At 45.0% G+C, this 12,696-nt stretch carries 10 protein-coding genes; 2 read left to right on the forward strand and 8 right to left on the reverse strand.

Annotated elements, in window-relative coordinates; all coding sequences use genetic code 11:
• Nucleotides 1-215: 215 nt before the first annotated feature.
• On the forward strand, nt 216-1,019 hold the full coding sequence (gene suhB, locus R7Z49_RS19065; protein ID WP_005381722.1) for an inositol-1-monophosphatase: 804 nt from the start codon (nt 216-218) through the stop codon (nt 1,017-1,019).
• Between the two features lie 209 nt (nt 1,020-1,228).
• Here suhB and secF read toward each other — a convergent pair whose 3' ends face one another.
• The 6 genes from secF to R7Z49_RS19095 form a co-directional block, all read right to left on the reverse strand.
• On the reverse strand, nt 1,229-2,176 hold the full coding sequence (gene secF / locus R7Z49_RS19070) for a protein translocase subunit SecF (RefSeq protein ID WP_005383689.1): 948 nt from the start codon (nt 2,174-2,176) through the stop codon (nt 1,229-1,231).
• A 14-nt stretch (nt 2,177-2,190) separates the two neighbouring features.
• The gene (gene secD, locus R7Z49_RS19075) at nt 2,191-4,047 is read right to left on the reverse strand and encodes a protein translocase subunit SecD (protein ID WP_005381724.1); all 1,857 of its coding nucleotides are present in this window, start codon (nt 4,045-4,047) and stop codon (nt 2,191-2,193) included.
• Nucleotides 4,048-4,068: 21 nt separating this feature from the next.
• On the reverse strand, nt 4,069-4,398 hold the full coding sequence (yajC, locus tag R7Z49_RS19080) for a preprotein translocase subunit YajC (protein WP_005381725.1): 330 nt from the start codon (nt 4,396-4,398) through the stop codon (nt 4,069-4,071).
• A 177-nt stretch (nt 4,399-4,575) separates the two neighbouring features.
• Nucleotides 4,576-5,712, reverse strand: a complete 1,137-nt coding sequence (gene tgt / locus R7Z49_RS19085; protein WP_005381727.1) for a tRNA guanosine(34) transglycosylase Tgt — start codon at nt 5,710-5,712, stop codon at nt 4,576-4,578.
• A 147-nt stretch (nt 5,713-5,859) separates the two neighbouring features.
• Entirely contained in the window at nt 5,860-6,912 is a 1,053-nt protein-coding gene (gene queA, locus R7Z49_RS19090; RefSeq protein ID WP_132937061.1) for a tRNA preQ1(34) S-adenosylmethionine ribosyltransferase-isomerase QueA, read from the reverse strand.
• Nucleotides 6,913-7,180: 268 nt separating this feature from the next.
• Nucleotides 7,181-8,347: a trypsin-like serine protease gene (locus R7Z49_RS19095; protein WP_053306540.1), complete on the reverse strand. Its 1,167-nt coding sequence runs from the start codon at nt 8,345-8,347 to the stop codon at nt 7,181-7,183.
• A 312-nt stretch (nt 8,348-8,659) separates the two neighbouring features.
• On the opposite strand from R7Z49_RS19095, the gene R7Z49_RS19100 reads away from it, so the two are divergent.
• The gene (locus R7Z49_RS19100; protein ID WP_017820562.1) at nt 8,660-9,109 is read left to right on the forward strand and encodes a CBS domain-containing protein; all 450 of its coding nucleotides are present in this window, start codon (nt 8,660-8,662) and stop codon (nt 9,107-9,109) included.
• 123 nt (nt 9,110-9,232) lie between these two features.
• On the opposite strand, the gene aceA is transcribed toward R7Z49_RS19100, so the two are convergent.
• Both aceA and aceB read right to left on the reverse strand, forming a co-directional pair.
• Complete coding sequence (aceA, locus tag R7Z49_RS19105) at nt 9,233-10,546, reverse strand: isocitrate lyase (protein WP_005381733.1); 1,314 nt, start codon at nt 10,544-10,546, stop codon at nt 9,233-9,235.
• 120 nt (nt 10,547-10,666) lie between these two features.
• The gene (aceB, locus tag R7Z49_RS19110; RefSeq protein WP_318111929.1) at nt 10,667-12,295 is read right to left on the reverse strand and encodes a malate synthase A; all 1,629 of its coding nucleotides are present in this window, start codon (nt 12,293-12,295) and stop codon (nt 10,667-10,669) included.
• Between the last annotated feature and the right edge of the window lie 401 nt (nt 12,296-12,696).

The raw sequence follows: 12,696 nt of genomic DNA on the forward strand, positions 1-12,696 counted from the left end.
AATTAAAACCGCAGAATGTTATCATAGTTTTTTAAGACACCCTAGAGGCAAGCAGACCTCTCTTCTCATTCTTGGTTATTGTTCTCGTCCGCAGTATGCTCTGTACACTCAGTCGGCCGCAATTAGAGCAAAAAATAACCACTTCCCTTTTTGATTATCTCTGGTATACTCGCCGCCGCTTTCATTTGTTCTTTAACATCCGTTGGGAAATTCGTATGCATCCAATGCTAAACATTGCTATTCGCGCTGCGCGAAAGGCAGGCAATCATATTGCTAAATCATTAGAAAACACTGATAAAGTAGAATCTACTCTTAAAGGCACTAATGACTTTGTCACTAACGTAGACAAAGAAGCAGAATACATCATCATCGATACTATCAAGCAGTCTTACCCTGAGCACTGTATCGTTGCTGAAGAACAAGGTCTTATCGAAGGTAAAGATAAAGACGTACAATGGATCATCGACCCACTGGATGGCACCACTAACTTTGTAAAAGGTTACCCAACTTTCGCGGTTTCTATCGCTGTTCGTATTAAGGGCAAAACTGAAGTTGCTTGTGTTTACGATCCAATGCAAAACGAGCTATTCACTGCACAACGCGGTGCCGGCGCTCAACTAAACAGTGCACGTATTCGTGTTGCTCAACTAAAAGACCTTCAAGGTACTGTTCTAGCAACAGGCTTCCCATTCAAGCAGAAACAACACGCTGAGTCTTACATCAAGATCGTTGGTGCGCTATTCACTGAATGTGCTGATTTCCGTCGTAGCGGCTCTGCTGCTCTTGACCTTTGTTACGTGGCTGCTGGCCGTGTTGATGGTTACTTCGAGCTAGGCCTAAAACCTTGGGATATGGCAGCAGGTGAGCTTATTGCTCGTGAAGCTGGCGCAATCCTAACTGACTTTGCTGGCGGCACTGACTACATGAAGTCTGGTAACATCGTTGCTTCAAGCGCTCGTGGCGTAAAATCTATCCTTAAGCACATTCGCGAAAACGGTAACAGCGCGATCCTTAAGTAAGATTTGAAAGTCATATATAGCCCGTCACGCTGATGACTTTAGAAAGCCCCGCTCATTGAGCCGGGCTTTTTTGTATCTACTGCTCCGTATCGACTTAGCTGTAGCTGAAGGCTCTTCATACAGAGAGGCTCTACAAGCTCACTACTCTATTCAGATACAAAAAAACCGCTGATTGTTCAGCGGTTTTTGTTTTCGGTTCTCAATCTGCCTTATGGCATTTCGTCGAACTCTGCACCTTCTTTTTCTACTTGAGGTGGCATCAAGTGCTCTTTCTGGATGCCCAGTTTCAGCGCTAGTGCTGATGCTACGTAGATAGAAGAGTAAGTACCTACAGTGATACCGAGTAAAAGTGCGGTTGCAAAGCCGTGAATCATAGCACCACCCTGCATGAACAGTGCAATTACCACGAACAACGTCGTACCAGATGTAATCAATGTACGGCTCAACGTTTGAGTGATTGAGGCGTCCATAATGTCTGAAGGTTCACCCTTACGCATCTTACGGAAGTTTTCACGAATCCGGTCAAATACAACGATGGTATCGTTGAGTGAGTAGCCCACAACTGTCAGTAGCGCAGCTACGATGGTCAGGTCAACTTCAATTTGTAGAAACGAGAAGACACCTAGCGTGATAATTATATCGTGAGCCAATGCCATTACCGCACCAGCCGCTAGACGCCATTCAAATCGCATCGATACATAAAGCAGAATACAGATCAGCGATACCAAGATCGCTAGACCACCAGCTTCTGTTAGCTCATCACCAACGTTGGGACCTACGAACTCAATACGACGCATTTCTACGCTTTCGCCAGTACCATCTTTGATAGCACCAATGATTTGGTTACCTAGCGTTTCACCAGAAACGTCATCACGTGGACGAAGACGAACCATGACTTCACGAGCACTACCGAAGTTTTGTACTGTCGCATCGCCAAAGCCTTTTGAATCTAGTGCTGCACGAATCTCTTCAAGGTTTGCTGGCTGTTCAAAACCGACCTCGATAAGAGTACCGCCAGTGAAATCTAGACCCCAATTAAGCCACTTGGTTGACAAAGTGAAGATAGAAGCAGCAATCATTATAATTGAAAAAACGAATGCTACTTTCGACCAACGCATAAAGCCGATCGTCTTCTCTGCTTTTAGAATTTGAAACATATTAATTCCCAGCCTTAGATCGACAATTTATCAACGCGTTTGCCACCGTAGATCAGGTTCACGATACAACGTGTACCAATAATGGCGGTGAACATTGAAGTTAAGATACCGATAGATAGAGTAACTGCGAAACCTTTCACCGCACCTGTACCGACCGCAAATAGAATGATTGCAGTAATTAGTGTTGTGATGTTCGCATCAGCAATCGTGCTGAATGCATTCGCGTAACCTTGGTGAATCGCTTGTTGTGGACTACGTCCATCACGAATTTCTTCACGGATACGCTCGAAGATCAGTACGTTCGCATCAACTGCCATACCGACTGTTAACACGATACCGGCTATCCCCGGAAGCGTCATGGTAGCGCCTGGAATCATCGACATAACACCAATGATAAGCACCAAGTTTGCCATTAGAGCAATGTTTGCAATCAAACCAAAGCCGCGGTAGTAAAGCAGCGTAAATAGCATTACGGCAACCATACCCCAGATACATGCTTGGATACCCATATCGATGTTTTGCTGGCCCATTGATGGACCAATGGTACGTTCTTCAACGATAGAGATAGGTGCAATCAGTGCACCAGCACGTAGTAAAAGTGCTAGGTTGTGTGCTTCTGCAGCAGAGTCGATACCTGTGATACGGAAGTTACGACCAAGAGCCGATTGAATCGTTGCTTGGTTGATGACTTCTTCATGCTTATCCAGAATAACTTTGCCTTCAGGCGTACGACGGCCACTGTCTTTGTATTCTGCAAACACGGTAGCCATTAGCTTACCAATGTTCTTCTTAGAGAACGCAGACATCTTATTACCACCTTCGCTGTCTAGCGAGATGTTAACTTGTGGACGACCATATTCATCAACACTTGAGCTTGCATCTGTGATGCTTTGACCGCCAAGAATAACGCGCTTCTTAAGCACAACTGGGCGACCATCACGGTCCATCTTGATTTCACTACCTGCTGGCGCACGACCATTTGCCGCTGCCGATAGGTCAGCTTTATCATCAACTTCACGGAATTCAAGCGTTGCCGTAGCTCCGAGAATTTCTTTTGCACGAGCAGTGTCTTGAACACCAGGCAGTTCAACTACAATGCGACTAGCACCTTGACGTTGAACCAATGGTTCCGCAACACCTAGTTCGTTGACACGATTACGTAAAATCGTAATGTTTTGCTCAACAGCATAGTTACGGATCTCTTGTAAACGTTGCTCAGTAAAGGTTGCAGTAAGAGCGTAACGGCCATTTGAATCAGAATCGACAAAAATCATGTCCGGGTGATTCTTTTCTAGCGTTGCTTTCGCTTCTGCTAATTGCTCTTCGTTACGCAACAACACTTCTACCGCTTCTTTTCCAGAAGGGCGGATTGCACGGTAACGAATCTTGGCGTCACGAAGTTCGCTACGGAAAGCTTCTTCTTGTTGACCAACAAGCTTTTCCATCGCTGCATCCATATCCACTTCCATTAAGAAGTGAACACCACCGCGAAGGTCAAGACCTAGCTTCAATGGTGACGCGCCAATCGCTTCTAGCCAATCGGGTGTAGAAGGTGCAAGGTTAAGTGCAACAATTGTGTCTTTGCCTAGCGCTTCGCTGATGACATCACGAGCACTGATTTGTGTGTCAGTGTCGTTAAAACGAACAAGAATTGATCCATCTTCGAGAGCAATGGATTTATGAGAAAGTTGCTCTTTGTTAAGAGCAGTAGTGACAGCATCCAGCGTTGACATATCTACAGAGGCGCCACGCGCCCCTGTAACTTGAATAGCCGGATCTTCACCGTAGATATTTGGAAGTGCGTATAACGCAGCGGTGATGATGGCAAAAAGCACCATCAAGTACTTCCATAATGGATAACGGTTTAGCACAGCGAGGATCCTTTAGCTGTTTTATAGAGACTTAAGCGTACCTTTTGGTAGCACTGCAGTGATGAAGTCTTTCTTGATTACTACTTCATTGTTCGCGTTAAGCTCAATTGAAATGTAGTCATTGTCTTCAGCAATCTTAGTGATTTTACCCACTAGGCCACCGCTAGTTAAAACTTCGTCGCCTTTGCCCATAGAAGCCATTAGGTTTTTGTGTTCTTTTACGCGTTTCGCTTGTGGGCGGTAAATCATGAAGTAAAAGATCACTGCGAACATGCCAAGCATGATTAGCATTTCAAAACCACCGCCTGCTGGCGCGCCTTCTGCTGCTGCGTGAGCCTGAGAAATAAACATTAAAACATCCTCATTATATTTTATTGATAATCAAACAAATTGGGCTTTCGCATTTTAGATTCAAGTCTGAGAGTAACTAATAGAGATCGCTCTCTCAAAAATAACGTGCGTTAGCCTACTTTATTAGCAAAAGCCTCTGGCGACATGCCAAAGGCTTTAATTCTTTTAGTTTTTCAATTACTGCTCTTTTGCTAGTGGTGGCACTTCACGGCCACGACGCTCATAGAACTCAGTAACAAATTCATCGAAGCGATCTTCATCAATTGCTTTACGAATGCTTTCCATCAGACGCTGGTAGTAACGCAGGTTATGGATTGTATTCAAGCGAGCGCCTAAGATTTCATTACAACGCTCTAAATGGTGAAGGTACGACTTGCTGTAGTTTTGACAAGTGTAACAGTCACAATGCGGATCCAATGGTGTTGTATCCGTTTTATGTTTCGCATTACGGATCTTGATCACACCACCAGTCACAAATAAGTGACCATTACGTGCGTTACGCGTTGGCATTACACAGTCAAACATGTCGATACCACGACGAACACCTTCAACCAAGTCTTCTGGCTTACCTACGCCCATCAAGTAGCGAGGTTTGTCTTCAGGAAGTTGAGGACAAGTATGCTCAAGAATACGGTGCATGTCTTCTTTAGGCTCACCTACTGCCAAACCACCAACCGCGTAACCGTCAAAACCGATTTCCGTTAGACCTTTTACCGACACATCACGTAAATCTTCGTAAACACCACCTTGGACAATACCAAATAGGTTGTTCGGGTTTTCTAGCTTCTCGAAGTGGTCACGTGAACGCTGTGCCCAGCGTAATGACATTTCCATCGATTTCTTCGCTTCATCGTGTGTCGCTGGGTAAGGCGTACACTCGTCAAAAATCATAACGATGTCAGAGCCCAGGTCTTTTTGAATTTCCATCGACTTTTCTGCGTCCATGAAAATCTTGTCACCGTTTACTGGGTTACGAAAGTGAACACCCTCTTCAGTGATCGTACGCATCTTACCAAGGCTGAATACTTGGAAGCCGCCTGAATCAGTAAGAATAGGACCGTGCCAGTTCATAAAATCGTGCAGGTCACCGTGCATTTTCATCACTTCTTGACCAGGACGTAGCCACAGGTGGAACGTATTACCTAGCAAAATTTCTGCACCAGTACCTTTTACTTCTTCTGGTGTCATACCTTTAACGGTACCGTAAGTACCTACTGGCATGAACGCAGGAGTTTGAACAGTGCCGCGTTCGAAAGTCAGTTGACCACGACGTGCATTGCCGTTTTTCTTCTTAAGATCGAATTTTAATTTCACGATGCCTCCGGGTGTCAGAGAAACAGTCTGACTGAGTGTTTAGGGCTCTACCCTACTTTAAGGAGCGGTCGCTTTTCCTTGCGAGAGACAAAGCAATGGATGCTTTATTTCCTAGCTTACTGCTAGCACTCGTAAATCTATTTTTAACTACGCCGTTTTCTTCTTGATGAACATTGAATCGCCATACGAGAAGAAACGGTATTTGTTTTCCACCGCATGTTTGTAAGCATTCATGGTGTTCTCGTATCCAGCAAATGCACTCACCAACATGATCAGTGTTGATTCAGGCAAGTGGAAGTTTGTGATCAAGCAATCCACCAACTGATATTCGTAACCAGGGAAAATAAAGATTTCTGTATCGCCAAAGAATGGGGCCAGCTCAGTCCCTTTTTGCAATGCGTCTTGCGCTGCACTTTCAAGTGAACGCACAGATGTTGTACCAACAGCAATAATTCGTCCGCCACGCGCTTTCGTCGCTTTAATTGCTTCGACGACTTCTTGCGGTACTTCTACGTACTCGGCATGCATGTGGTGATCGTTGATATTTTCCACTTTTACTGGCTGGAATGTACCCGCCCCAACGTGCAAAGTAACGTAAGCAAACTCTGCACCTTTCGCTTTGATTTTCTCCAAGAGAACATCATCAAAGTGAAGGCCCGCTGTCGGTGCCGCAACCGCACCTGGCTTTTGATTATATACCGTTTGGTAACGCTCTTTATCTGCATCTTCGTCTGGACGGTCGATGTAAGGAGGAAGCGGCATATGGCCGATTTCTTCCAGAATTTCTAGTACCGTCTTATCAGAACTAAATTTCAGTTCAAATAAAGCATCATGGCGTGCAACCATTTCTGCTGAATATTCATCATTCTCGCCAACAATAATGGTTGTACCTGGTTTTGGTGATTTAGAGCAACGAACGTGCGCGAGGATGCTTTTCTCATCCAACATGCGCTCCACTAGCACTTCTAATTTACCGCCCGACTCCTTGCGGCCAAAAAGACGAGCAGGAATAACACGAGTATTATTAAACACCACTAAGTCACCGGGTTGAACTTGGCCCAATACATCAATAAATGTGCCATCAATGAGCTCTCCGGTATTGCCGTCCATTTGCAGCAGTCGGCTAGCGGTACGCTCTGGTTGAGGGTAGCGAGCGATGAGTTCATCTGGAAGGTCGAAATGGAAATCTGATACTTGCATGTTACTTGTCTTATCTATTGGTCAAATCACGTCTAGGCGACGATAAAATTGCGACGAGTTTTTCGCAGCAGACTAGTATATGTTTACATGCTGCAATAGCAAGCAAATCACCAGAATATAGCAGTAAAAGCCATGGTGAAGAGTGTAATAAAACGTGAAAAGCCTCGATTACTTGGCACTATTTTTAATTTGAGCCCAAAAGAGAAAACATGAAAAAAGCAAAGCAGCGTATACCGCTGCTTATTAGTTTGGCATTCCAATCGCCCTATCAAACCTCACGCTTTCGCCACAAGAATAACGGCACGAATAAACCCAATAACCAAAACCCTAGACTGCCACCTTCATCATCTGAGCCTTTGAAATCACAGTTATTGGTCGCAATGCCATCGTGACACTCTTTATTGTCACCACTTTCATTGTTAGCACTTTTGATAAAATTCGGCGCAATGATGTAACGACTTGGTGGCGCATCGGCAGTGATGTAAGACTGTACCCAGTCGTAATAGTGGCTCACCTTGGTGTAGAAACTTGGGATCGTCAAAGAGCCACACGTTGGTAGAATAAGGGGGCCGCCACTAACAATACCAATTTGTTTGCCGGTCGCCACATCGACCAACGGGCCACCACTGTCACCTTTACATGCAGAGTTGCCATATTGAGTATGGCTATCTGGCTCCAATACATGGTTTTGTGTTGGTAGCGTACAAATTTTGGTTTGGTTGTCTCTTGAATCAATGATCCCCGGAAAACTGCTGCCAATTTCTAAACGCTCATAACATTTGTCGATGGGTAAAAATGTGCTAATGGTGGTTTTGAGCGTATTAGAAGGTTCAGAAGCATCCGGCTGAGTAGCCCCCCATCCAAACACTTGCACATTTTCGACACGTTGATTGGTCAGGTAATTATCGTTCCAATCCGCCACCAAACGTGCTTCGATACTCTCCATGTCAACTTTACTCGCTAGGTCAGCAAAGTTCGCGTTTGCCACTGGGCGCGTGAGATACAGCAACGCGATGTCTGAATCTAAACCGGTTTGGATAGGTTTCACGTTGCCATTACTGTCGGTCTCAGCTTTTGAAATCCGAGTGTAATCCGGATGAACCACAACGTGAGACACCGGATAGAAGTTATCAAGCCCTGCAGAATTAAGTTCATACACATTCGCATTCACCGACAGCTCACCCGGCGGGGTCACATAGTAGGTTGCTTCATTGGTTCCTTGTCCCATCACCACACAGTGCGCCGCAGTCAGTACCCATTGCTCTGTCAGCATCGTTCCACCACACAGCGGAAACTCTGCCATATTACTTGCTCGCAAAGTAACACGGTCAACAGGATCGGTTTGTTCATCTCCTAACACAATCGCCTGTGTTGATGGCACACTGAATGCCGCCACTGCCAGCGCAATAAGTTTGTTACAGGTTGTTCGTTTCATCTAGGTTGCTGTCTTCAATTTGGTAAGCCTGGACGTATCTTCTTCGAGAGAAGAATCTTGGAAAATCCAGCGAATAAAAATGTGCGATTCAATTCATTGGATTACCTTGAGAACACATTCAATATCAACTAAAAATGCCAACTGACTCGCACACAAACCGACTTATTCAAATTAATAAAAACACCAATAAAACACAGATTACGCAGACCATCAGCATTGTGCTATTTAATTGATGAAAAACGAGTTAGCTCCCAGATATACAGAAAAATATTCTCTATATTTAAGAGAAGGACAATGCCGCTGGAGGTCTCTATGATCAAGGTTGAAGACATGATGACTCGTAATCCTCATACCTTACTGCGCACGCACACCTTGCGTGATGCAAAAAGCATGATGGATGCGCTTGATATTCGACACATTCCGGTTGTTGATGCCAATAACCACTTACAAGGCTTGGTGACTCAACGCGACATTCTTGCTGCTCAAGAATCGAGCTTGCACCCAGATGAGGCTGAACAATCTTTTACTTTAGACACACCGCTCTACGAAATGATGCACACCAATATCATGACGGCAGAGCCTATCGCGGGGCTCAAAGAGAGCGCTATCTATATGCAAAAGCATAAAGTTGGCTGTCTACCTGTTGTCACCAAAGGTCGATTGGTCGGCATCATTACTGACAGTGACTTTGTGACCATTGCGATTAACTTATTGGAACTGCAAGAAGAAGTGGAACCTGAAGAAATCGAGCAGGAAGAGTAGTACGCAAGCGTATTCTCTTTGTTGTAAGTTTCGTTTTTACACCGGTTAAACGAAAAAAGAGCGGCAGGGTTGCCGCTCAAAATGCCATTACTGACGCTGATTAAGGAAGTGTTTCTCTGCCAATTAGAATTGGTCTTCTTCGGTCGAACCTGTCAATGCTGTCACTGAAGAGTTACCACCTTGGATAGTATTGGTCATTCTATCGAAGTAACCTGTACCTACTTCTTGTTGGTGCGCAACAAACGTATAGCCTTTTTCAGCTGCTTGGAATTCAGGACGCTGAACTTTCTCAACATAATGACGCATACCTTCACCTTGAGCGTAAGCGTGCGCCAGTTCAAACATGTTGAACCACATGTTGTGAATGCCTGCTAGCGTGATGAATTGGTACTTGTAGCCCATGTCTGCAAGCTCTTGTTGGAACTTAGCAATGGTTTCTGCATCTAGGTTTTTCTCCCAGTTGAATGAAGGCGAGCAGTTGTACGCCAACAATTGATCTGGGTATTCAGCGTGAATTGCTTCTGCAAACTTACGTGCTTCTTCCAAACATGGCGTAGCCGTTTCACACCAAATCAAGTCTGCATATGGTGCGTAAGCCAGGCCGCGAGAGATAGCTTGGTCGATACCCGCGCGAACGCGGTAGAAACCTTCTTGAGTACGCTCACCTTCGATGAAGTCTTTATCATATGGGTCGCAATCTGAAGTAATGAGATCCGCCGCATTCGCATCAGTACGAGCAATAACTAATGTTGTTGTACCCGCTACGTCAGCAGCCAAACGAGCTGCAACGAGCTTTTGTACCGCTTCTTGCGTAGGAACTAATACCTTACCACCCATATGGCCACACTTTTTCACCGATGCTAACTGGTCTTCAAAGTGAACGCCCGCGGCACCGGCTTCGATCATCGATTTCATTAGTTCGTAAGCGTTAAGCACACCACCAAAGCCCGCTTCCGCATCCGCTACGATAGGTAGGAAGTAATCAATACCACCTTCATCTTCAGGCGTCTTACCAGCAGCCCACTGAATTTGGTCTGCACGACGGAATGAGTTGTTGATACGCTTTACTACTGACGGTACAGAATCTACTGGGTAAAGAGATTGGTCTGGATACATCGTCGAAGCGGTGTTGTTATCCGCCGCTACCTGCCAGCCTGACAGATAAATCGCTTCAATACCTGCTTTAGCTTGTTGAACCGCTTGACCACCCGTTAGCGCACCAAGACAGTTTACGTAACCTTTTTTCGCACTACCGTTGACCAGTGACCAAAGTTTGTCTGCACCACGTTGTGCAATTGTGTTTGCAGGCACCATAGAGCCACGCAGTTCCACCACTTCTTCGGCAGTGTAAGTACGCTTCACATTTTTCCAGCGTGGGTTAGTTGCCCAGTCTTTTTCCAGAGCTTCAATTTGTTGGCGGCGAGTTAAGTTAGTCATTGGTCTATCCCTCTTTATAATTTGCACTTTATGCGTGTGCGTTGAGTTTCCGTTCTCAGGCAGTACTTCCCTATCTGCCTTGAAAATCCTTCACGTTATTGGTGTTACAGTTATTCTTTATTAATCTAGGTAGTCATAACCAGGAACTGTCAAAAAGTTGGTCAGTTCATCGCTCGTCGTGAGCCTTGCCATTAAGTCTGCTGCTTCTTCAAATCGACCTGCATGGTAGCGCTGCTCGCCAATTTCTTGCTTCACGACTTCAATCTCCTCTTTGAGATAGAGCTCGAACAGCTCTTTAGTGACCTTTAATCCGTTGTCTAGCGACTTGCCGTGTTGAATCCATTGCCAGATAGAGGCGCGTGAGATTTCTGCCGTTGCAGCGTCTTCCATCAGTCCGTAAATCGGCACACAACCATTGCCAGAAATCCAAGCTTCGATGTATTGCAGCGCAACGCGAATATTGTGGCGCATTCCGCCTTCAGTGCGCTCGCCTTCACAAGGCTCAAGCAGTTCGGCTGCAGTAATAGGCGCATCCTCTGCACGGCTCACATCCAACTGGTTGGTGCGTTCACCCAGCACAGCACTAAAGACTTCCATAGCAGTGTCAGCCAAACCTGGATGAGCCACCCAAGTACCGTCGTGGCCGTTGTTAGCTTCTAACGATTTGTCAGTCTGGATCTTGTCTAATACTTTTTGATTCTCTTTCGGGTCTTTAGCTGGGATAAATGCGGCCATTCCTCCCATCGCGAAAGCACCTCGTTTATGGCAAGTACGTACCAATAATCGCGAGTAAGCGTTTAAGAATGGCTTGTCCATCGTTACCACTTGGCGATCTGGCAGTACTCGGTCTGAGTGTTTTTTCAATGTTTTGATATAGCTAAAGATGTAATCCCAGCGACCACAGTTCAAACCAACGATGTGTTCTTTAAGCGAGAACAGAATCTCGTCCATTTCGAATACCGCTGGTAAGGTTTCAATCAGCACAGTCGCTTTGATGGTGCCTGTATCCAAACCGAAATAGTCTTCCGTGAAATGGAACACTTCGCTCCACCACTTCGCTTCGTGATGCGATTGCAGTTTTGGAAGGTAGAAATAAGGGCCGCTGCCTTTTTGAAGTAGCGCTTTGTAGTTGTTATAGAAATACAGAGCGAAATCGAATAGCGCACCTGGAATGATCTGACCGTGCCACGTAACGTGTTTTTCTTTTAAATGAAGGCCGCGAACACGGCAGATCAACACCGCTGGGTCATCTTCCAGCTGATAATGTTTGCCATTGCCAGGATTGGTGTAACTGATGGTGCCATTAACAGCATCGCGCAAGTTAATTTGACCATCCAGCACTTTACTCCATGCAGGAGACATTGAATCTTCGAAGTCTGCCATGAACACTTTTACATTCGCATTCAGTGCGTTAATCACCATCTTGCGGTCAGTTGGTCCGGTAATCTCCACACGGCGATCTTGCAGATCTTGTGGGATTCCTAGGATCTTCCAACTTCCTTCACGGATGTCTTGTGTCTCTGGTAGAAAACCTGGTAGCTCACCAGCATCAATACGTGCTTGCTTCTCTTCTCTTGCTTCCAGCAACTGTTCAACACGTCCGGCAAATTTTTCACACAGTAGAGATAAAAAGGTTTGGGCTTCAACAGGGAAAATTGCTTGATGTTCTGGAGCAACGACTCCATTCACCTCAAGCATGCCTTGGGTTTGCTTTAGTTGTTGTGTTTTTTGTTCTGTCTGAGCAAGCATAATCATTCATCCTTAACGTGCTTTATCAATCTTGGGCAGTCAGCGTAAAGCTACATTTGTAAGTTATGAACAACAAATTACATCCTTTAACTTTGTGTTCAACTCGTCTAGCCATGCCGATAGATTGCGTAATGCTACGTGTATTTTCAATCTAGACATAAGTCGTATCGGCCTTTAAATAAGCTATATCAACAAGGGGTTTAGTGAAACCCCCAATATAAACAAAACAGAAAATTCAAAGTTTTATTCCGCAAGGTAAAAACCATCTATCAAGCGCCTTATTTTGTAAGTTATTACGTAATAAAATTACATTAAATTTAAAGTCGTTTTATCATTTCAAACAAGCGTATGAATATAGACTGGTAAACAAACACCTTGTATTCACAAGGGCTGAAGAGATG

Source organism: Vibrio sp. 1562 (assembly GCF_033340155.1).
Lineage (GTDB): Bacteria > Pseudomonadota > Gammaproteobacteria > Enterobacterales > Vibrionaceae > Vibrio > Vibrio alginolyticus.

Bases quoted from the DNA above. Each gene is read 5' to 3' on its own strand.
- queA (WP_132937061.1), bottom strand. From the start codon at position 6,912: ATGCAAGTATCAGATTTCCATTTCGACCTTCCAGATGAACTCATCGCT.
- yajC (WP_005381725.1), bottom strand. From the start codon at position 4,398: ATGTTTATTTCTCAGGCTCACGCAGCAGCAGAAGGCGCGCCAGCAGGC.
- aceA (WP_005381733.1), bottom strand. From the start codon at position 10,546: ATGACTAACTTAACTCGCCGCCAACAAATTGAAGCTCTGGAAAAAGAC.
- aceB (WP_318111929.1), bottom strand. From the start codon at position 12,295: ATGCTTGCTCAGACAGAACAAAAAACACAACAACTAAAGCAAACCCAA.
- secF (WP_005383689.1), bottom strand. From the start codon at position 2,176: ATGTTTCAAATTCTAAAAGCAGAGAAGACGATCGGCTTTATGCGTTGG.
- R7Z49_RS19095 (WP_053306540.1), bottom strand. From the start codon at position 8,347: ATGAAACGAACAACCTGTAACAAACTTATTGCGCTGGCAGTGGCGGCA.
- suhB (WP_005381722.1), top strand. From the start codon at position 216: ATGCATCCAATGCTAAACATTGCTATTCGCGCTGCGCGAAAGGCAGGC.
- R7Z49_RS19100 (WP_017820562.1), top strand. From the start codon at position 8,660: ATGATCAAGGTTGAAGACATGATGACTCGTAATCCTCATACCTTACTG.